The 21,640-nt window shown below is 68.0% G+C and carries 14 protein-coding genes; 10 read left to right on the top strand and 4 right to left on the bottom strand.

From position 1 onward, the window contains the following. Positions 1–20: 20 nt before the first annotated feature. Both AC1DGE_RS13695 and AC1DGE_RS13690 read right to left on the bottom strand, forming a co-directional pair. On the bottom strand, positions 21–1,745 hold the full coding sequence (locus AC1DGE_RS13695; protein ID WP_476917638.1) for a flavin monoamine oxidase family protein: 1,725 nt from the start codon (positions 1,743–1,745) through the stop codon (positions 21–23). After that, positions 1,742–3,280 carry an amino acid permease gene (locus tag AC1DGE_RS13690; protein ID WP_476917637.1) on the bottom strand — a complete coding sequence of 513 codons (1,539 nt, stop codon included), beginning with the start codon at positions 3,278–3,280 and terminating at the stop codon, positions 1,742–1,744. Before AC1DGE_RS13690 ends, AC1DGE_RS13695 begins: the two co-directional genes overlap by 4 nt. Before the next feature lie 160 nt (positions 3,281–3,440). Here AC1DGE_RS13690 and AC1DGE_RS13685 point away from each other — a divergent pair, with 160 nt between their 5' ends. Further along, complete coding sequence (locus AC1DGE_RS13685) at positions 3,441–5,198, top strand: PucR family transcriptional regulator (protein ID WP_476917636.1); 1,758 nt, start codon at positions 3,441–3,443, stop codon at positions 5,196–5,198. Here the strand turns inward: AC1DGE_RS13685 and AC1DGE_RS13680 are convergent. Next, positions 5,177–5,995, bottom strand: coding sequence for a nitrilase-related carbon-nitrogen hydrolase (locus tag AC1DGE_RS13680; protein WP_476917646.1), 819 nt, complete (start codon positions 5,993–5,995; stop codon positions 5,177–5,179). The genes AC1DGE_RS13685 and AC1DGE_RS13680 overlap by 22 nt on opposite strands. A 241-nt stretch (positions 5,996–6,236) precedes the next feature. Between AC1DGE_RS13680 and AC1DGE_RS13675 the strand changes: the two genes are divergently transcribed. The 8 genes from AC1DGE_RS13675 to AC1DGE_RS13640 all read left to right on the top strand — a co-directional run bounded on the left by AC1DGE_RS13675 (position 6,237) and on the right by AC1DGE_RS13640 (position 17,247). Then, the gene (locus AC1DGE_RS13675) at positions 6,237–7,427 is read left to right on the top strand and encodes an ROK family transcriptional regulator (protein ID WP_441418537.1); all 1,191 of its coding nucleotides are present in this window, start codon (positions 6,237–6,239) and stop codon (positions 7,425–7,427) included. A gap of 130 nt (positions 7,428–7,557) precedes the next feature. Further along, the gene (gene mmsA, locus AC1DGE_RS13670) at positions 7,558–9,114 is read left to right on the top strand and encodes a multiple monosaccharide ABC transporter ATP-binding protein (RefSeq protein WP_175323572.1); all 1,557 of its coding nucleotides are present in this window, start codon (positions 7,558–7,560) and stop codon (positions 9,112–9,114) included. A 45-nt stretch (positions 9,115–9,159) separates the two neighbouring features. Then, positions 9,160–10,428, top strand: coding sequence for a multiple monosaccharide ABC transporter permease (gene mmsB, locus AC1DGE_RS13665; protein WP_441418538.1), 1,269 nt, complete (start codon positions 9,160–9,162; stop codon positions 10,426–10,428). Positions 10,429–10,491: 63 nt separating this feature from the next. Then, on the top strand, positions 10,492–11,592 hold the full coding sequence (locus tag AC1DGE_RS13660) for a substrate-binding domain-containing protein (protein ID WP_441418539.1): 1,101 nt from the start codon (positions 10,492–10,494) through the stop codon (positions 11,590–11,592). A gap of 152 nt (positions 11,593–11,744) precedes the next feature. Beyond that, positions 11,745–12,815, top strand: coding sequence for a Gfo/Idh/MocA family protein (locus AC1DGE_RS13655; RefSeq protein ID WP_441418540.1), 1,071 nt, complete (start codon positions 11,745–11,747; stop codon positions 12,813–12,815). A gap of 1,873 nt (positions 12,816–14,688) precedes the next feature. Then, entirely contained in the window at positions 14,689–15,972 is a 1,284-nt protein-coding gene (locus AC1DGE_RS13650) for a serine/threonine-protein kinase (protein ID WP_441418575.1), read from the top strand. Beyond that, complete coding sequence (locus AC1DGE_RS13645) at positions 15,969–16,490, top strand: mucin-associated surface protein (RefSeq protein ID WP_476917635.1); 522 nt, start codon at positions 15,969–15,971, stop codon at positions 16,488–16,490. The genes AC1DGE_RS13650 and AC1DGE_RS13645 overlap by 4 nt, the downstream gene beginning before the upstream one ends. Positions 16,491–16,656: 166 nt before the next feature. Then, the gene (locus AC1DGE_RS13640) at positions 16,657–17,247 is read left to right on the top strand and encodes an SRPBCC family protein (RefSeq protein ID WP_441418542.1); all 591 of its coding nucleotides are present in this window, start codon (positions 16,657–16,659) and stop codon (positions 17,245–17,247) included. A 131-nt stretch (positions 17,248–17,378) separates the two neighbouring features. Here the strand turns inward: AC1DGE_RS13640 and AC1DGE_RS13635 are convergent, their stop codons facing one another. Next, positions 17,379–19,598 carry an NADP-dependent isocitrate dehydrogenase gene (locus AC1DGE_RS13635; RefSeq protein ID WP_441418543.1) on the bottom strand — a complete coding sequence of 740 codons (2,220 nt, stop codon included), beginning with the start codon at positions 19,596–19,598 and terminating at the stop codon, positions 17,379–17,381. 270 nt (positions 19,599–19,868) lie between these two features. On the opposite strand from AC1DGE_RS13635, the gene AC1DGE_RS13630 reads away from it, so the two are divergent. After that, positions 19,869–20,843, top strand: a complete 975-nt coding sequence (locus AC1DGE_RS13630) for a trypsin-like serine peptidase (protein WP_441418544.1) — start codon at positions 19,869–19,871, stop codon at positions 20,841–20,843. The last annotated feature ends 797 nt before the right edge of the window (positions 20,844–21,640 follow it).

Raw genomic sequence — 21,640 nt, 5'->3', positions numbered from 1 at the left:
GGACCCTCCGTCCGGACCGTTCAGTCCAGGGCGATCGGGCCCAGTTCGGAGAGCAGCTCTCCCGGTCCCGGGTTCCCCGGGGCGCTCCGGCCGCCGAGATGGTTGACCACGCCCCAGACCGCGTTCAAACCGGTGGTGACGGCACCCTCCGCCCAGCCGGCGGTGAAGGAAATGTCGTCGCCGGCGAGGAAGATGCCGCGCTGTTCGGCGGCCAGGGCATCCTGCTTGAAGTGGGTGAAGAGCCGCTGCTGGTAGCGGTAGTGCCCCGGCAGGTTGGCTTTGAACGCGCCCATGAAGTTGGGGTCGGCCTCCCATGAGACCGTGATCGGCTGGCCAACAATGTGGCTGGCAATGTCGACGCCCGGGTAGATCTGCTCGAGCGAGTGCAGCATGAGCTTCACGCGTTCTTCGGCATCGAGTGCCAGCCACTTCAGCGCGTCGTCGTTCCAGGTGTAGGACAGCAGGATCACGGCCGGCTGGTCCGGGCCGTTGTCCAGCAGGTACGTGGCCCGGTTCAGCCGGTCGGTCAGCGTCATGGACAGGACCTCACGGCCGCTCTCCGCGTCGATGTCCTTCCAGAACGGCCGGTCGACCATGACGAAGGTCTTGGAGGACTGCATGTAGTGCGAGCGCTCGATCGCGGTCCACAGCTGCGCCGGAAACAGGGACTCGTCCGTGTGGATGCGCGTCGACAGCAGCCACGACTGGCACGTGGTCACCACCGCCGGGTACGCCGCCTCGCGCCCCCAGCGTTCCCGGACCCGGAAGTCCCCGTCGCCGTCCCGCGCGATGCGGTCCACGGCGCCCCGCGGGGCGCCGGCGTGCAGGGAAGCCAGGGAGGTGCCGTCCGGCCAGTGGGCCATGCCCGACGGCGCGTGCTCCCACAGCGCCTCGGGGAGCCGCTGCGCGCCGCCGGCGATGAGCCGGTGCTGATCATCGGCGTCGGTGTAGACCACCCGAAGGATTTCGAGGATGGAGTTGGGGAAGTCGGTGTCCCAGCCGCCGGTGCCGAAGCCCACCTGGCCGAACGCCTCGCGGTGGGCGAAGCCGGCCTGCTTGAAGGCGTCGCTGCCGGCGATGAAGCCGTAGAACGTCTGCTCGTCCAGTTCGGGGAGCAGCGCGTTCCACAGCTCCTTGATCCGGGCCGTGTCCCGGGCCCGGATGGCCTCCTGCATCTCGGCGAACGCGGCGCCGTCGTTCACGGCCGCCTTCCAGGCGTCCGCCACCTCAAGGAAGAACGGCGGCAGGTCCGCGGCGGTCTCGGCGTAGTACTTCTGGCCCGCGAGCTCGATCACGGTGCTGGAGGTCGCCGGCGCCAGCGGATTCGGGAACTCCTGGGTCTGCAGGCCGAGGAGGTCGACGTAGTGGTAGAAAGCCTTGCCCGAGACCGGGAAACGCATGCCGCCGAGGTCCGCCACGACGCCGGGGGCGGACGGGAAACTGGCGGTCCTCAGCCGGCCGCCGATCCGGTCGGCCTCATAGACCACCGGCCGCAGCCCCAGCTTCATCAGCTCGTAGGCGGTCACCAGCCCGGACAGGCCGGCCCCGACGACGGCGACTTCGGTCCCGTACAGTTCGGGCGGCACGGATCCCAGGCCGTCCGGGTGGGCCAGGTAGTGGTCGTAGCTGAACGGGAAATCCGGATTCAGCATGGTGATGGGCGCCGCGGGCGTTCCGTCCCCGGCCGGGACATGAGCCGGGGTGGAAGCCGGACCGGGCGGCGGCAGTTCGGTGGCGGTGGTCATGAGATCTCTGCCTTCACTTCCTGGGTTGGGGTGGTGTTTGCGGGTTGGCGGCCGGATAGTTCACGGTATTCCTCGTGGCTCAGGGCTGCCACCCTGGAATTCTTCCGGCCGTAGCCGAAGTAGGCGGCAAGGCCCACGAGCATCCAGGCAGCGAAGACCGCCCAGGTCTCGGCACCGAGGTTGGCCATCAGGTAGGCGCACATGATGGCGCCGAGGACCGGTGTCAGCGGAAAGAGCGGGACGCGGAAACTGCGGGTGAGTTCCGGCCGGCTGCGTCGCAGGTGGATGACGGCCACGTTGACCAGCGCGAACGCGAAGAGGGTGCCGATGCTGGTGGCGTCCGCGAGGGCGCCGAGCGGTACCAGGCCGGCGGTCAGCGCGACGGCGGTGCCCACGATCAGGGTTCCGGCAACCGGGGTGCCGGTCCGGGCCGAGACCCGGCCGAAGACCTTGGGAACGAGGCCGTCGCGGGACATGGACAGCAGGATCCGGGTCTGTCCGTAGAGGACGGTCAGCACGATGCTGGCGATGGCGAGCACGGCGCCGACGGCGAACAGCACACCGACCCACGGCTGGCCGGTGATTTCCTCCAGGATTTTCACGAGCGCCGCTTCGGTGCCGTCGAACCAGCCCCAGGGCCGGGCGCCGATCGCGGCGACGGCCACCAGCACGTAGATGCTGGTGACGATCAGCATGGAGAGCAGGATGGCCCGCGGAAGGTCGCGCTTGGGATTGCGGGCTTCCTCGCCCGCCGTGGAGGCGGCGTCGAAGCCGATGTAGGAGAAGAAGACCCGGGAGGCAGCGGCCGAGACTCCGGCGGCGCCCATTGGCATCAGGGGTTCGAAGTGCCCGCCGTTGAAGGCGGTGAAGGCCACGGCGCAGAAGAACAGCAGGATGCCGACCTTGACCAGGACGATCGCGGTGTTGATCCAGGCGCTTTCCTTGGCGCCGCGGACCAGGAGCACCATGGCCAGGACGACTATGACGATCGCGGGCAGGTTCAGCACGCCGCCTGCTCCCGGCGGCTGCGAAACAGTGTCCGGAAGCGTCAGGCCGAAGACAGCCAGGGCCTCGTTGACGTACTGGCCCGCACCGACCGCGACGGCGGCCACGGAGACAGCGTATTCGAGCACCAGGCACCAGCCGCAGATCCAGGCCATGCCCTCGCCCATCGTGGCGTACGTGTAGGAGTAGCTTGACCCGGCGGCGGGCACCAGTCCGGCCATCTCCGCGTACGACACGGCCGAGAGCAAGGCCGCCAAGCCGGCGATGGCAAAGGAGATCCAGATGGCCGGGCCGGCCAGCGGGACCGATTCGCCCAGGATCACCAGGATGCCAGTGCCGAGCGTGGCGCCGACGCTGATCATGGTCAGCTGCAACACACCGAAGCTGCGGACCAGCCGCGTGCCGCCGTGCCCGGTTTCGGCCTCGCGGACCAGTTGTCCGATCGGCTTGCGGCGCAGGAGCTGGGCGGCGAGCCCGGGGCGGCTGGCGGCGGCCGGTGGGCGTTCCCCGAGCAGAGTTGGCACAGTCATCGTTGACGTCCTTATCTTCAGTAGTGGTCGGTTTCCCCAGACCAACCCTAGGGCTGTGAGCCACCTCTCACCGTTGTGCAAAATGACCTATAGTCTTCAGTCATGAGACATATTGCACCGGGACACGGCGCGCCGGGCCGCCGCCGGAAAGGCCCCGGCCGTGGCTGCTGAGGACGCCGAGCGCTTCGGCTTCGTCACGCTGGCGCAGTTCCTGCGCCAGCTCCCTGCTCTGGAGGTCCTGCACGACGCCGGCAACGGGGACGAGCGCTTACGCTGGGTCGAGCCGAGCGAGCTGGCCGACCCGACCCCCTACCTGCTCGACGGCGAGTTCCTGCTTACCGCCGGCCTTCCCTTCGAGGGCGGCGGCGGCAGCGAGGCGGCGGTGGATGCCTACGTGCAGCGCCTGGTCCGGGCCCGGGTCGGGGCGCTCGGCTTCGGCCTGGAACCCTATTTCGAGGCCGTGCCGGACGCTGTGGTCGCGGCCTGCCGGCGCCACGGGCTGACCCTGGTGTCCATCCCGGGCAGCCTCCCCTTCGCCGCCCTGGGACTCGAATTCTCCCGGCTCCTCGAATCCGACAACGCCAAGACTTTCCGCCAACTGGCCGACACCAACCGGCAACTGATGCGCGCGGTCCTGTCTGCGCGTCCCGAACATGAACTCCTCGCGGCCCTCGTGCAGCGCGTCCCGGTCTGGGCCGTGTTGTTCGGCGCGGACGGACGAGTCCGGGCCCGCGGCGCGGCCGGTTCCGCCGGGCTCCAGGCCGGCGCCGGCGCCGCAGCGGGAGTCGATTCCGCCGCTTTGCAGCCGTTGCTGACCCGGCTGCTCGCCGGCAGCGGTCCCCGGGTGGAAATGGATTCATTCGACGCCGCAGGCTCCTCGCTGGTCTTCGGGTATCCGTTGCGCAGCACCCGGGACGCCAACCTCGGCGCGCTTGTCCTCGGCACGGACGCACCGCTGACCCCGGCCCAGAACAGTGTCGTCTCCACCGCCGTCGGGCTGCTGGAACTGCTGGTCCGCCAGCGCACAAGCGGTTCCCTGGCCCCGAGCCAGCTGGCCACGGCGTTGCTGTTGCATCCGGAGACCGTGGCCTCCGGAACGGCACGGCACGTCACCGGCTTGAAGGACCTGCTGGCGCAGAGCATTTCCTCCACCCGGTCCGGGCAGTTGCGCGTCGTCCAGGGAGTCCGGGTCGGCGCCGCCGCCGGGGGCGCCCGGCCGGCGGACGGTCCGCGCCGCACAGGCGAAGCCCCGGTGCGGGAGCTGCTCGAATGGCGCCGGCTCTTCGACACCAAACTCGTGGAGCTCACCGACTACGGCTTTGCCGCCATTACCCGGCTCAGGGTCGACGACGCGCTGCTCGCCGAGGTGGAACGTCTCGGCTGGCGCCTGGTGATCGGCGGGGGCACCGACTTCGAGGGCCTGGCCGGCGCCCACCAGCGCGCCTCCTCGCTGCGAAACCAGGTCCTCACCGGCCGCCGGAGCGTGCGGGAGGACGACGTCACCTGGTCCGTGACGGGCCTGCTCGGCCCCGAGGCCGGCACCCTGCTGGCCGGGCGCCTGCTGGCACCCGTACTCGCCCTCGAACCGGAGCGCCGCGACAGCCTGCTCGGCATCCTGCGCGCGTGGCTTGGCGAGAACGGCAGCTGGGACGCCACCGCGAAGGCCACGGGACTGCACCGTAACAGCGTCCGCCGGCACCTCGGCGTCATTGCTGACCTGCTGGGCCTGGATCTCAACCAGGCCCAGGCCCGCGCGGAGCTCTGGGTCGCGCTGCAGTACCTGGGCGGCCCGGAGCTGGCCGACGCCGGGGCCGGCGCCACCGTCCCGGCTGTCTTCGCGGCCGCCGCTACCGACTCCCCGGCAGCCTCAACGTCCGCCGGACGGACGTCCGCCGCTCAGATCCCCCAGGCGCGGTAGAGCTCCGGGCGGCGATCGCGCAGATAGGCCACCGCGGCGTCGGCACCGTGCTCCGCGGCGTCCTCGGCGGCGTCCGCCGGCACACCGACGTCGGCGAACAGCAGCTCCACGCCGGGTCCGGCCGCGGCCAGGACGGAACCGTCCGGGCCGGCGACGATGCTGCCGCCCCGGAACTCGCAGCCCGCCTCCACGCCGGTGTGGTTGGCGTAGGCCACGGTCAGCTGGTTCTCCAGCGCCCGGGCCCGGACCAGCACCTCCGGCACGGCGTCGAATCCGCCGGCGAGGGCCGTGGGCACCAGCAGCAGTTCAGCGCCGCGCAGGGCGGCGGCCCGGGCGGACTCGGGAAACTCGATGTCGTAGCAAATGACCAGCGAGGTCTTGAACCCGTGGAACTCCACGACATCCGGGGCCTCGGTGGCGGCAGCAAACGCTTCCCGTTCATCGGGGCCGAACAAGTGCACCTTCTCGTAGCGGAGCAACTCCTCGCCGGACTCATCCACCAGGGTGGCGGAGATCCGCCACTCCCCTGCCGGCGTCACGGCGGGCAGGCTGTACACCAGCGCGATCCGGTTCCGCCGGGCCACCCCGGCCAGGGCCGCGCGGAGCGCCGGCAGCGTGGCAGGATCAAAGGCCGCACGCAGCCGGATCGGCGCGTACCCGACCGGAAAGAGTTCCGGCGTCAGCAGCAGCTGCGCGTCCTCGGCGGATGCTGCACGCGCAGCCTCCTCGACCGCCGCCACGTTCGCCGCCACGTCGAGCACGGCCGAGTTCGCTTGCATCAGGGCCAGCAGCACCATTACCACCTCGAGATTCTCCGGACTTTCCGCAGGCCTGCCGCGGACTCTATTCCAGCCTAGCCTCGGCCCGGTAAGGCCGGCCTGGTGCAAATCCGCCCGGTCGGAGGGCGGTCAGGGCGGAACGTCCCTGCGGCGGGGCGCAGGCCGGGTGGCACCCCGCGGCGCCGCCGGAATCCCGTAGCGCCGCACTCCATGCGTTAACTTCTTGACTACAAGCCCCGGATGCGGCACTCTTCATTGCATGCCCTCACCAACGCGCTCAACGAGGAGCCGCACTAAAAACCCCGGGTCGCAGTCCGCGCTTCGACATCTGAACCAGCAGCGGATCATTGAATGCCTACTGGCCGGCCCCTCCACCCAGGCGGAACTGGCCCGGCAGACCGGACTCTCCACCGCCACGGTCTCCAACATCGTCAAGATCATGCAGGACGCGGGGCTGGCGTCCACCGAACCAATCACCAGCTCCGGGCGCCGCGCCCTGAACGTCCGGCTCAACAGCAACGGTGCCGTCGCCGTCGGCATCGACTTCGGCCGCCGCCACCTGCGGGTGGTCCTGGCCTCGCTCAGCTACCACGTGGTGGCGGAGGAATCGGTCCTGTTGCCACTGGGCCACCACGCCGAGGAGGGCATCACCGCCGCCGTCGGGGTGCTCGACCGGCTGCTGGCCAATAGCGGCGTGGAACGCAGCGCCCTGGTGGGGGCCGGCGTCGGCATCCCGGGCCCTATCGACCGCCGTACCGGCACTGTGGCGCAGGGCGCCATCCTGCCCGAGTGGGTGGGCATCAACATCCTCAAACGCCTTGAGGAAGCGCTGGATCTGCCGGTATTCGTCGACAACGACGCGAATCTGGGCGCGCTCTCCGAGGTGACGTGGGGCCCGCACACCGGCATCAGCAACCTGCTCTTCCTGAAGATCGGCTCGGGCATCGGCGCCGGGCTGATCCTGAACGGAATGCCGTACTACGGGAACGTCGGGATCACCGGCGAAATCGGCCATGCCACCATCCACGAGCACGGCCTCGTCTGCCGCTGCGGGAACCGCGGCTGCCTGGAAACCATCGCCTCCACCACCACCATGATCGAGCTGCTGGGCCGGGGCGAGGACGCACCGCTGACCCCGGAGGACATCGTGCGCAAGGCACGCGCCCGGGACTCGGCAACGCTCCGGGTGGTGGACGACGCCGGGCTCGCCGTCGGCCGCGCGCTGGGCAACGTCGCGAACCTCATCAACCCGGAGGTGATCGTGGTGGGAGGCCCGCTGGCGGGGCTCGGCGAACTGCTGCTGGACCCGATCCGGCGCGGCCTGGTGCGCCACGCGGTCCCCGTCATCGGTGAAACCACCACCCTGACGATGTCCTCGCTTGGCGACCGTGCCGAGGCCCTTGGCGCCACCGCGCTGGTCTTCCAACATGCCGGAATACGGCGAAACTAAAGCAGCCGTTACCTAGCCGTTGCGTTAAAGACTTGACGACAACGGCGTGATCCAGTTTACTTTTCCATCAGACGGCCCTGCGGTTTGCAGGGGCGGACAACGAAGTCATGCATTGGAGGCGTAAGGGCAGATGACGTCCCTCAACACGCACAGCGATCCGATAATTCTCGAGATGCGCTCCATCACCAAAGAGTTCCCCGGCGTTAAAGCATTGGCCGAGGTGAACCTGCGGGTGAAGGCCGGCGAAATCCACGCCATCTGCGGCGAAAACGGCGCCGGAAAATCCACCCTCATGAAGGTGCTCTCGGGCGTTTACCCCTACGGCAGCTACACCGGCGACATCGTCTACCAGAGCGAAGTCCAGCAGTTCAAGGACATCCGGGCCAGCGAGCACGCCGGCATCGTGATCATCCACCAGGAACTGGCCCTCATCCCGGAGCTGTCCATCATGGAGAACATCTTCCTGGGCAACGAGCCGACCAGGCGCGGGGTGATCGACTGGGCCGAGGCACGGATCCGCTCCACCGAACTGCTCGCCCGGGTCGGGCTCCGCGAGGACCCGGACACCCCGGTCAAGGAAATCGGCGTCGGCAAGCAGCAGCTGGTCGAGATCGCCAAGGCGCTGAACAAGAAGGTCAAGCTCCTCATCCTCGACGAGCCCACCGCGGCCCTGAACGAATCGGACTCCCAGCACCTGCTGGATCTGATCCTGGGCCTGAAGGGCCGGGGCATCACCTCGATCATCATTTCGCACAAGCTCAACGAGATCGAGCAGATCGCCGACTCCATCACGATCATCCGCGACGGCAAGTCTATCGAGACCCTCGACGTCAAGGCTGACGGCGTCGACGAGGACCGCATCATCAAGGGCATGGTGGGCCGGACCCTGGAATCCCGGTTCCCGGAGCACGAACCCAAAATCGGCGAGACGTTCTTCGAGGTCAAAAACTGGAACGTGGGGCACCCGCAGATCCAGGACCGCCTGGTCTGCAAGAACTCCAACTTCTTCGTGCGCCGCGGCGAGATCGTCGGCTTCGCCGGCCTGATGGGCGCCGGGCGCACCGAACTCGCCCGCTCCCTCTTCGGCCGCTCCTACGGCCGCTTCATCTCCGGCCAGGTCTACAAGGACGGCAAGGAACTGCACCTCAAGACCGTCAAGCAGGCGATCGACGCGGGCCTCGGCTACGTCACGGAGGACCGCAAGTCCCTCGGGCTGAACCTGCTGGACGACATCAAGGCCACCACGGTTTCGGCGGCGCTGAAGAAGATCAGCAAGCACAACGTCGTCGACGCCGACAAGGAATTCACCGTCGCCGAGCAGTATCGCAAGTCGCTGCGCACCAAGACGCCGTCCGTGGAGGAAGGCGTCGCCAAGTTGTCCGGCGGCAACCAGCAGAAGGTGGTGCTGGCGAAGTGGATGTTCACCGACCCGGACCTGCTGATCCTGGACGAGCCGACCCGGGGGATCGACGTCGGCGCCAAGTACGAGATTTACGGGATCATCCAGCAACTGGCCAACCAGGGCAAGGGCGTCATCGTGATCTCCTCGGAGCTTCCTGAACTGTTGGGGCTCTCCGACCGCATCTACACCATCTTCGAAGGCGCCATCACCGGCGTGCTGAACAAAGAGGAAGCCAGCCAGGAAAGCCTCATGAAACTCATGACTTCCGCCCGCAAGACTGCCTGACCCTCTGGACCATCCAGAACATTCCGGACAACAAGGACTGACAAAATGAACGCGCTCAAGAAGCTCTTTGGCGGCAATACCCGCCAATTCGGCATGATCTTCGCCCTGGTTGCACTGATCGTCTTCTTCCAGATCGCCACCGGGGGAAACACCCTCACCCCGGGCAACGTGATCAACCTCTTCAACGGCAACTCCTACATCCTGATCCTCGCGATCGGCATGGTGCTGGTGATCATCGCCGGCCACATCGACCTCTCCGTAGGGTCGGTCGCGGCATTCGTCGGCGTCAGCGTCGCCCTGATGATCCAGGACTGGGGCATCCCGTGGTACCTCGGCATCCTGTTCGGCTTGCTGCTCGGCGTCCTGATCGGCGCCTGGCAGGGCTTCTGGACCGCCTATGTCGGCATCCCGGCCTTCATCGTCACCCTGGCCGGCATGCTGCTCTTCCGCGGCTTCAACCAGTTCGTCGGCAAGTCCAACACCATCCCCGTCCCCGCCGACTTCCAGTACATCGGTTCCGGCTACCTGCCTGAATTCGGGCCGGTCACCGGCTACAACAACCTGACCCTGCTGCTGGGGCTGGCCGGTGTGGCATTCGTCATCGTCAGCGAGATCCGCTCCCGCCGGAAGGCCAAGGCCCTGGGCGCCGAGGTTCCCGAAGCCTGGGTGACCGTCACCAAGCTCGTCCTGATCTGCGGCGCCATCCTCTACGCCACGTACCTGTTCGCGACCGGCCGTCCGGGCACCTCGTTCCCGATCCCTGGCCTGATCCTCGCCGTACTGGTCCTGGTCTATGGCTTCATCTCCTCCAAGACCATCGTGGGCCGCCACGTCTACGCCGTCGGCGGCAACCGGCACGCGGCCGAGCTGTCCGGCGTGCAGTCCAAGAAGATCAACTTCCTGGTCATGATGAACATGTCCATCCTGGCCGGCCTCGCCGGCATGATCTTCGTCGGCCGCTCCACCGCCTCGGGCCCGTTCGACGGCGTCGGCTGGGAACTTGACGCGATCGCTGCCGTCTTCATCGGCGGCGCCGCGGTCACCGGCGGCGTCGGCACCGTGATCGGCTCGATCGTCGGTGGCCTCGTGATGGCCGTGCTGAACAACGGCCTGCAGCTGCTCGGCGTCGGCGCCGACCTCACCCAGATCATCAAGGGCCTCGTGCTCCTGATCGCCGTCGCCTTCGACGTCTACAACAAGTCCCAGGGCAAGCGGTCGATCATCGGCATGATGATGAAGAACTTCGGCCGCGGCAACGAGATCAAGCCCGACGAAACCACCTCCACCAAAGAGGTCATTGCCAAGGAAGCCTGACCGGTTTCTTGGCCCCGATACCCCTGATTCTCCGAACACCATCTATAGAAAGTGAACCAAGCAATGCAAATGATTGGTAAAGCAGGAAAGGCAGCAGCGATCGCTGCTATTGCGGCACTGGCGCTGACAGCCTGCGGCCGTTCCGACAGCGGAACGTCCGGTGGCGCGAGCAGCGGCGCCGAGGCGTTCCCCAAGGACTCCTCGATCGGCGTCGCACTCCCCCAGAAGACCAGTGAAAACTGGGTGCTGGCGGAGAAGCTGTTCAACGACGGCCTCAAGGGTGCCGGTTTCAAGGCAGATGTGCAGTTCGCCAACGGCGGCGTCTCGGAACAGCAGAACCAGATCAGCGCCATGGTCACCAAGGGTGCCAAGGTCATCATCGTGGGTGCCATCGACGGCGCCCAGCTGGGTACCCAGCTCAAGCAGGCCAAGGACGCCGGCGCCACCATCATCGCGTACGACCGTCTGCTCCTGAACACCCCCAACGTGGACTACTACGTGGCATACGACAACTTCAAGGTTGGCGAGCTGCAGGGCCAGGCCCTGCTGGACGGCATGAAGGCCAAGAAGCCCTCGGGCCCGTACAACATCGAACTGTTCGCCGGATCCCCCGACGACGCCAACGCGAAGGTCTTCTTCGACGGCGCCATGAAGGTGCTCCAGCCGAAGATCGACGACGGCACCCTGGTGGTCAAGTCGGGCCAGAAGACCTTCGAACAGGCCGTCACCCAGGGCTGGAAGGCTGAGAACGCCCAGCGCCGTATGGACACCCTGCTCGCCGGCACCTACGGCAGCGCCTCCGTGGACGGCGTGCTGTCCCCGAACGACACGCTGGCCCGCGCCATCCTGACCTCGGTCAAGGCCGCAGGCAAGCCGTTGCCGGTCGTCACCGGGCAGGACTCCGAAGTTGAGTCCGTGAAGTCCATCATGGCCGGTGAGCAGTACTCCACCATCAACAAGGACACCCGCAAGCTCGTCGAGCACGCGATCACCATGGTCAAGGACATCCAGGCCGGCAAGACGCCTGAGATCAACGATGACAAGTCCTACAACAACAAGGTCAAGACCGTCCCGGCCTACCTGCTGGAGCCGGTCATCGTGACCAAGGAAAACGTTAAGACCGCTTACGTCGACGATCCGGTACTCGGACCGATCACCAAGTAGTCTGACGCTCTAAAACCGGGCCCCGGTTCTCCCGCAGTGACCAGTTCACTGCGGGAGGGCCGGGGCCTTTTTGTACCCCAAAACCGCGCCCCTCCCGCAGCTCGCGCCGCCAAACACCCGCCCCTCCCGCAGCCGGGTGAGAAGATGGCAGCATGTCTGCCCCTATCGCGAAGCCGTGGCTGTCCAACCAACCCGACCAGGACCCGCGGACGGCCACCGGCGCCCGGCTGCGGTGGGGTGTGGTCGCCACCGGCGGGATCGCCGCCGCCGTCACCAGGGACCTCGAACTCCTCCCGGACGCGGAGCTCTACGCGGTGAGCTCGCGCAGCCAGGCAGCGGCCGACGCGTTCGCGGCCGACTATGGCTTTGCCCGCGCTTACGGGGACCACGACGGCGTGGCCGGCTACGACCGGCTGCTGGCCAATGACGCCGTCGACGTCGTCTATGTCGCCACGCCGCACGCCCACCACCACGAAATCGCATTGGCGGCCCTGCGGGCCGGCAAGCATGTGTTGTGCGAGAAGGCCCTTACCGTCAACGCCCGGGAGGCGGCCGAGCTCGTGGAGCTGGCGCGGGACAAGGGCCTGTTCCTGATGGAAGCAATGTGGAGCCGGTTCCTGCCCAGCATGCAGCGGGCCTTCGAGATCGCTGCTTCGGGTGAGATCGGCGAGGTCAAGTGGGTCGGCGCGGACCTGGGCTTCCCGGCCCCCTACTCCCCCACCTCCCGGCTGTGGGCTCCCAGGGACGGCGGCGGAGCCCTGCTGGACATCACCATCTATCCGCTGCTGTGGGCGCTGGGCACGCTGGGTTTCCCGCAGACGGTCAGTGCCACCGGCTGGATCAACGACGACGGCGTGGACGCCCAAAACGCGCTGACCCTGGGCTATCACCACGGGGCCCAGGCGCAGCTGACCTCCTCGCTTCTGGCCCATGGGCCGCGCGCCGCCACGGTGGCCGGGAGCCAGGGGTTCCTGCAGAGCCTGGGCTCGGTCAACAACCCTACGGAACTCGTCGTGCGGGTCGGCTTCGAGGAGCCTCGCACCGAACAGTTCAGCGTTGTGGGGCGCGGCTACAGCTACGAACTCCGCGAGGTCACCCGATGCATCCAGCAGGGCCTCACCGAGAGTCCGGTGATGCCCTTGGAGGACTCCCTCAACACCATGCGGCTGTTCGACGGCGTCCGCGCCCAGCTGGGAGTGAGCTACCCGAACGACGTGCGCTGACCCTGGATTTCCGGGCTTTGCGGGCCCAAGTTTGCCGTGGACTATGGACTCGCCCCGGCCCCCGGACTTACTCTGTAGGCCAATCGTCGATGGATTTCGGGGAGGTGTGTTGCGCATGGAATCTGCAGCCAGCCGTCCCCGTGCGCGCCGCTTCCTGCGACGGGGGCTGCTGGCCTTGGGAGCCGGACTGTCCTGGCTGGCGCTCTCCGCCGCCACGGCCAACGCCGACGAACTCAAGGTCTCCAGCGCAGTTCCACCCGCCCCCGGTTCGGCCGTCGTGACCATGATCCAATTCCCGAAGGCCGATGACCCGATAGCACCCGTAAGCCCGGCACCGTCGGCTCCAGCCCCGACTGCGCCTGCCGTCACCCCGGCTCCGGTTTCGGCGCCGGTTTCGCCTCCGGCTGTACCTGTGCCGGCTGTCCCGGCGCCAGTTGTCGCGGCGCCCGCCGTCGTGCAACCCGTTGTGCCGCTTGCGGAGTCCGACGCACCTCCTGTCGTCCCGCAACCGGTGTTGCCTGTTGCCCAGCCCGAACCGGCCTCCCAGGTTACCGAGACTCCGGCCCCCGTCCCACCGGTCAGTGAGCCGGTCGCCAGTCCCCCGGCCGAGCCCGCCCCGGCTCCCGCGCCGGTCCCGCCCGGAGAGCCTGCGCCCGCCCCTTCCAGTGATCCGGCACCAGTCACGGACCCGGCTGTTCCGGTCACGGCTCCCGACACCGGCGCCGGAGACCTCCCGGCTGTCCCGTCCGCTCCCGAGCCAGCGCCCCCAGTGAGCGGATCCGTCCCCGGCACGGTACCCCCGGCCACCCCGCCTGCGGTGGTACCGGTGCCGGTAGTCGTCCCCGTGGTCGTCCCGGGCCAGGTCGGGGCCGGCCCTGCACCGCTTGTCCCGCCCCGGAAGACCGTCGCAGTTTCTCCGGCAAGCGCTGATCCCTTGCTGAAGCAAAGCCCGGCGGCTGTGGACCGGCCGCGCGGCCTTCAGGCCGTTTACCCTGCGGCGGGCTACGGCTACGTTCCCTCCCTGACCCTGCCGGACGTCCCGGCCCGCGGCAGCCTGCCGGGTGCCTTGGCGGCAGGAAACCGAACTCCTGCGAGCCCCCGGTCGACCGGAGACGGTGCCCCCGCGGCGCCCACGGGCGGCAATGACGCGCCCCGGCCCCGTGGCGGCGACACCGGGCTGCCTGCCCCCGCTGCGCTCCCGCCGACCCCAGGGTCGGGGTCCGGCAGCGGTTCCACGTCCAGCGGGCCTTCCGGCGCTGCTGCGTGGACGCCAAGCGCGTTCTTCCTCATCCCACCAATGGGCACCGACCCCATCAGCGGCCCGCTACAGCACGTCCATCCTGCTGTCGCCGCCGATCCCGGATCTTCTCCTGACTAGTAGGGCCGTCCTCTGCCACTTTCCTGCGCAGAGCACGGTCCTTCGGGCTGCCACGCACGCCCGCCACCAGTCATTCAGGAGATTTCCCCATGGACACCACCGTCCGCCACCGGATACCCGGCACCAACGCTTCGCCTAGGCGCGCCGTCTCAGCGCTCCTCGCGTCCGGTCCGGCCCCCACCCATCGCGCATCCCTGCGGCAATGCCCACACCGGCTGCTGCGCCCGACGCCGGCGCAAGCTCCGCCCGCGGGACGGCCACCGTAACGCGTGGCCGCTCCCGTCCAGGTCTATTGCCGCCGGAGCGAAGTCGTTGGGTCCGCTGGGGGATTCAACGGCCTCGCAGGCTCCGGCGGCACCCCCTCCCTTCGCGAGAAAGGTGAAACCGCCACCACAGACGACAGCTGAACGATGCGGCCCGTGCCGGAACCCGATACCCGCACCCGTATTATTCTTTAGGGACGCCACCGCGGCGCCAGGACGAAAGACGGGGAACATCGTGGACGCTTTACCCAGTGAGGTCACGACCGAGATCCTGAGCGGCCGCTACCGTCTGGGCGAAGTGATCGGCCGGGGCGGCATGGCGTCCGTGTACTCTGCCCGGGACGAGAACCTGGGCCGGGACGTCGCGCTCAAGCTCTTCGCCCCGCAATCCGCGGAGGCCGATGAGCTCAAGCGCCAGCAGGCCGAGATCGAACTCCTGGCCACACTGAACCATCCGAGCCTCGTAACGCTCTTCGACGCCGGCACGGACACCCGGATCCCGGACGAGCCCAGGCCCTTCCTGACCATGGAACTGGTGGAGGGCCAGGACCTCCGGAGCCGGATCCGGCACAGCCCGGTCCCTTTCGACGAGCTTGCCGTGATCGGCGCGGGACTCGCGGATGCCCTCGCCTACGTCCACTCCCTCGGAATCATCCACCGCGACATCAAGCCGGCCAACGTCCTGCTGGTGCAGGTCCGACCCGGAGAACCGCTGCGGCCAAAGCTGACCGATTTTGGCATTGCCAGGATCATCGACGGGACCAGGCTCACCGCCACCGGAACGATGGTGGGAACGGCCGCCTACCTGAGTCCGGAGCAGGCCCGCGGCGCCGACATGGGCCCGGCCAGCGACATCTACTCGCTGGGACTGGTCCTGCTGGAGTGCATCAAGGGCTCCGTGGAGTACCCGGGAAGCGCCGTCGAATCGGCAGTGGCCCGGTTGCACCGCGCCCCCGTTGTTCCTGACGCGGTGCCGGCCGAGTGGGCCCAGCTGATCCGGGCCATGACCGCACTGGACCCCCTGGACCGGCCCTCGGCGGCCGACCTGGAGGCTGCGTTGCGCCAGGCCCTGGTCTCCCCCGACTCCTTGCCGGGCCTGCTGGCCGAAGAACGGACCAGGGTACTGCCCGCACCGCCCGCCAGGCCGCCGCGCTCGGCGACGGGAGTTCGGGACTTTGTCCAGGACACAGCTCAGGACCCTGTCCAACGCACAGCGGCGGGCTCGGCCGGCCACGCCCCGGGCATCAGGCCCGGAACCCGCCGGCACCACGCACTGACCCCGGACGAGGCCCCGGCGCGCCGCGCAGGCGTGCTGGCCCGCCCGCTCGCACGCTTCCGGCGGGCCCGACTCCGCACGAGGATCGCCGTCGTCCTCGCCTTGGTGGCGCTCCTAGCGGCAGCCGCCGTCGCCGTCTCCCTCACTGTCCCCCAGCCGCCCGCCGTCGTGCCCTATCCGGCCGTCTCCGGCGATTTGGGCGAGCACCTGAAGCAACTGCAGAAGAGCGTGCAACCATGAATGCCACTGGCAAACGGCGGTGGAACCTGGCCATAGCCGGTCCGCTGCTCACCGCTGCCCTGATCGCAGGGTCGCTCACCGGATGCGGCGCTCCTCCCGAGCTGGACGGCACGGCTGCACGTCAGCTCCAGTCCCAGGTCCTGGCAGTGACCGAGGCCGCAGCCACCAACGACTCCGCCGGCGCATTGAAACTGCTGGACGAACTGACGGCCAGGCTCGACGCGGCGGCAGCGGACGGACAAGTGTCCTTCAAACGCCACCAAAGCATCAAGGCGGCCATCGATGCCGTGCGCGCCGACCTCACGGCCAAGCAGGCGGCGGCCGACAAAGCCGCCCGGGATGCGGCGGCGGCCAAGAAGGCAGCAGCCGACAAGGCTGCGGCGGCAGCCAAGGCAGCGGCGGYAGCAGCAGCCGCGAAGGCGGCCGCCGCGGCCCAGGCAGCGGCGGCGCCGGCTCCCGTGGCGCCTGTCCCCGTAGTGAAGAGCAAGCCCAAGGGCAAGGGCAAGGGCGGCCACTGACGGCGCGCGGACTTTCACAATTAGCCGGATCCGGCTAGCTTGGTCAGTCAGGCCGGAAACGGCCTGACTGACCCAACCGCTGTCCGAGCACTTGTACCAACCTTGTATCCGTCCCTTGCAACGACGCGCAGGCCGCAGCCTGCCAGCCGAAGGAGTGAAAGCAAGCATGGCAACAGTCCAGGAATCCATCGCCGTCAACGTCCCCCTGAGCCAGGCCTACAACCAGTGGACCCAGTTCGAAGACTTCCCGCAGTTTATGAGCGGCGTCGACGCCGTCCAGCAGCTCGATGACACCACCGTCCACTTCCAGACCAGCATCGGCGGGGTCAAGCGCGACTACGACGCCAGGATCACCAGCCAGGACCCCGACCGGCAGGTGTCGTGGGAAAGCCTGGACAGCCCCCGAAACGCCGGCACCGTGCGCTTCGCGGAGCTGGGACCGGCGGAGACCCGGGTCGACGTCGAACTCAGTTGGGAGCCCGGCACTGCAACCGAGAAAATCGGCGCTGCGGTCGGGCTGGACTCCCGGCAAGTGGGGGCGGATCTGCAGCGGTTCAAGAAGTTCATTGAGGGCCGCGACTTTGAGACCGGCGCGTGGCGCGAACGGGTCAACAGCGGGGAAGCGGGCGGGCTGACGCCGGTGACAGACCCGGAGTACGACGTGCTGGGGACCGGAGCGCCGCTGGACGCGGACCCGGATCTGGCAACCGAACCGGCCAGCGAGGCCGGCGGCGACCGGAGGATCTCCGACCGCTAGGCACTCGCCGGCCGACACGGTCCGACGACGGTGGGACGCACCGCCGTCGTCGGCCGGACATGGACCGGCCGGTTGCTTAAACGCCGAACGGCGCACCGGGAACTCCCGGTGCGCCGTTCGCGTTGTGCGGGCTAGCCCAGCAGGGACAGCACTTCGCTGAACTTGGCCGAGGGCCGCATCACGGCGGAGACCTTGGCTTCGTCCGGACGGTAGTAGCCGCCGATGTCCACCGGGGATCCCTGGACCGAAAGCAGTTCGCCAACGATGGTTTCCTCGTTGGCGGCCAGGGCGTCCGAGACGGCGGCGAAGGCCGCGGCCAGCTCGGTGTCGTCGCTCTGGCGTGCCAGCTCGTCGGCCCAGAACTTGGCCAGGTAGAAGTGGCTGCCGCGGTTGTCCAGCTCGCCGGCCTTGCGCTTCGGGGACTTGTTCTCCAGCAGGAACGTGCCGGTGGCGCGGTCCAGGGTGTCCGCGAGGACCTGCGCGCGGGCGTTGCCCGTGGAGGTTGCCAGGTGCTCGAAGCTCACGGCGAGGGCAAGGAACTCGCCCAGGCTGTCCCAGCGCAGGTGGTTTTCCTTGAGCAGCTGCTGGACGTGCTTCGGGGCCGAGCCGCCGGCGCCGGTCTCGAACAGGCCGCCGCCGTTGATCAGCGGAACGATCGAGAGCATCTTGGCGCTGGTGCCGAGCTCAAGGATCGGGAACAGGTCCGTGAGGTAGTCGCGGAGCACGTTGCCGGTGACCGAGATCGTGTCCTCGCCCTTGCGCAGTCGGGCCAGGGTGAAGGCCGTGGCCTCGTCCGGGGACATGATTTCGAGCTGCAGGCCCTCGGTGTCGTGGTCCTTGAGGTATTCCTCGACCTTGGCGATCATCCGGGCGTCGTGCGCGCGGCCCTTGTCCAGCCAGAACACGGCCGGGGTGGCGGAGGCGCGGGCGCGGGTGACGGCGAGCTTGACCCAGTCGCGGATCGGCACGTCCTTGGTCTGGCAGGCGCGCCAGATGTCACCGGGGGCAACCTGGTGTTCGATCAGGACGGTGCCGGCGTCGTCGACCACCTGGACGGTGCCGGCGGCCTGGATCTCGAAGGTCTTGTCGTGGCTGCCGTATTCCTCGGCGGCCTGGGCCATCAGCCCGACGTTCGGGACCGTACCCATGGTGGTCGGGTCGAAGGCGCCGTTGGCGCGGCAGTCGTCGATGACGACCTGGTAGATCCCGGCGTAGCTGCTGTCCGGGAGGACGGCGAGGGTGTCGGCCTCCTGGCCATCGCGGCCCCACATGTGGCCGGAGCTGCGGATCATGGCCGGCATCGAGGCATCGACGATGACGTCGGAGGGAACGTGCAGGTTGGTGATGCCCTTGTCCGAGTCGACCATCGCCAGCTCGGGGCCGTCGTTGAGGCCCTTCTCGATGGCGGCTTCGACGTCGCCGCGGATCTCTTCCGGGAGGTCCTCGAGGCCGTTGAGGATGGAGGCGAGGCCATTGTTGGGGCTCAGGCCGGCCGCGGCGATCTGGTCGCCGTAGGTGGCAAAGAGATCCGAGAAGTAGGCCTTGACGACGTGGCCGAAGATGATCGGGTCGGAGACCTTCATCATGGTGGCCTTCAGGTGTGCGGAGAAGAGCACGCCTTCTTCCTTGGCCCGGGCAACCTGGGCGGCGAGGAAGGTGTCCAGGGCGGCGGCGCGCATCACGGTGCCGTCGATGACTTCGCCGGCCAGCACGGCGAACGCCCGCTTCAGGACCTTGACCGTGCCGTCTTCCTTGACCAGCTGGACCTTGAGGTTGGTATCCGCCTCAATGACCACGGACTTCTCGTTAGAGCGGAAGTCGTCGGCATCCATGTGGGCGACGTTGGTCTTGGACTCCGGGGTCCAGGCGCCCATGCTGTGCGGGTTCTTCCGGGCGTAGTTCTTGACCGAGAGCGGCGCGCGGCGGTCGGAGTTGCCTTCGCGCAGGACCGGGTTCACGGCGGAGCCCTTGATCTTGTCGTAGCGGGAGCGGATGTCCGTCTCCTCGTCCGAGGCCGGGTTGTCCGGGTAGTCCGGCAGGGCGTAGCCCTGGCCCTGGAGCTCGGCGATGGCGGCCTTCAGCTGCGGCACGGAGGCGCTGATGTTGGGCAGCTTGATGATGTTGGCCTCGGGCTTTTTGGCGAGCGCGCCCAGTTCAGCCAGGGCGTCACTGACGCGCTGCTCTTCGGTGAGGTAGTCGCCGAAGACGGCGATGATGCGGCCGGCTAGCGAAATGTCGCGGGTCTCCACTTCCACACCGGCCGTCGACGCGAATGCCTCGACAATCGGCAAGAACGAATAGGTAGCCAGCATCGGCGCTTCGTCGGTGTGGGTATAGATAATCTTGGCCATTGCTCGGGCGTCTCCCTGAAAGTCTGCGGATATCCGGAAATCTTGTGTTATCTCAACGGCTCTAACTTACCCGAGGTGGCCCCATTGGCGCCTATCCGGGACGGGCTCCGGCGCCCCCGTGACTCGTGCAGCCGGCCTAACCCTGCGCGAATCTGCTGTGACAGTTGTTGACAAAGTTCTTTACATGTTCGTCAAGTTGACGTAGTTTCTAACCCATCACAGCGGCCCGCACCCGCAGGCCGCCCCGCATTCCTCCCGGTTAGGACACCCATGAGAACACCCAAGACTCTGGCCACCAGCCTCCTCAGCCTCTCCGCCGCGGCCCTCCTGGCCATCTGCGCGGCCGGCGGCGCCACCGCCTCGACCGTTGCGGCGCAGGACAAGAAGGCTCCCCAGGTGGCCAGCCAGTCCGTCGACGGCTCGCGGGCCGCCGACTACTGGACGCCCGAGCGGATGAAGTCGGCCATTCCGGGCGACGTGCTGGCGGACAAGGCTCTGGCCCGCGGGAACAAGTCCTCCGCTGCCACCGTGGAGAAGGGTGCCAGCACGCAGATCTCCGGCAAGGCCGCCAAGGGCAAGACCACCCTGCACGCCGACGAGTCGCCGATCTCCAACATCGGCAAAGTGTTCTTCACGATGGGCGGCAGCAACTACGTCTGCTCCGGCAACTCGGTAACCTCCACCAACAAGAGCACCGTCTCCACCGCCGGACACTGCGTCAACGAGGGTCCGGGGGCCTTCGCCACCAACTTCGTCTTCGTCCCCGCGTACCTCAACGGCGCCGCCCCGTACGGCAAGTGGGCTGCCAAGGCCCTCTACACCACGACCCAGTGGAGCTCGGCCGGCGACATGCAGTACGACACCGGATTCGCCGTCGTGTCCCCGCTGAACGGACAGAACCTGTCCGACGCCGTCGGCGCCTCCGGCGTCCAGTTCAACGCAGCGCGCGGCCTCACCTACAAGTCCTACGGCTACCCGGCCGCGGCGCCCTTCGACGGCCAGTCGTTGAAGAGCTGCACCGGCCCGGCCTCCGATGATCCCAACAATCCCCAGTTCAACGCCCAGGGCATCCCGTGCGATATGACCGGCGGATCGTCCGGCGGCCCCTGGTTCATCGGTACCAGCTCCGCCGGCTACCAGAATTCCATCAACAGCTACGGCTACGGCAGCCGCTCCACCGTGATGTACGGCCCGTACTGGGGCTCGGTGATCCAGCAGGCCTACAGCACCGCCGCAGCCGCCTAAGAACCCCACCCCCAATACACCCACACCCTAGGAAAGGAATAGGGCAACGCGGGGTCACTTGCCACCCTCCCCCTCGACAGGGCCGCAAGTGACCCCGCGTTGCTGTGTGCTGGTCCCTGAGCCTGGCCTCCCACCGGACATGCCCATCGCTCAGACCACCCGCCGGACATGCCCATCGCTCAGACCACCCGCCGGACATAACCCCCTTATGTCCATTCGTGGGTTCCAAGGATGGGCATGTCCGTCAGGCCTGGAGGTCTTGCCCGGTCCGAACTGCGAAGGATGGACATGCCCGTCGGCGATGCTCCTTGGCGCTCCGAGTGGACATGCCCGCCGCACGCGCCGGCCAGTGGACATAATCCCCATATGCCCGCTCCTTGGCGCGCAGGATGAGCATGTCCCGCCGAGTCTTCCGCCCGCGCCCACTCCATGGCGCGCACGATGAGCATGTCCCGCCGAGTCTTCCGCCCGCGCCCACTCCTGGCCCCGAAGAATGAGCATGTCCCGCGGCCTCAGCTCCCTGGACCCCGAAGCACACCAAAGACAGCACAAAAATGGACATGCCCTCCCGGAAAGGAAGGGCATGTCCATTCTTGGTGGCAGCAGTTGAGCATGTCCCCTAGTGGAAGAAGTGCCGAGCTCCAGTGAAGTACATGGTGATGCCGGCGGCGTTGGCTGCGGCGATGACTTCCTCGTCGCGGACGGATCCGCCGGGCTGCACGACGGCGCGGACGCCGGCGTCGATCAGGATCTGCAGGCCGTCGGCGACCGATCAGGATCTGCAGGCCGTCGGCGAC

Source organism: Arthrobacter sp. 05N425, from assembly GCF_056397125.1.
The sequence above is the reverse complement of the archived record's forward strand: the minus strand, read 5'-3'. Positions and strand labels throughout refer to the sequence as shown.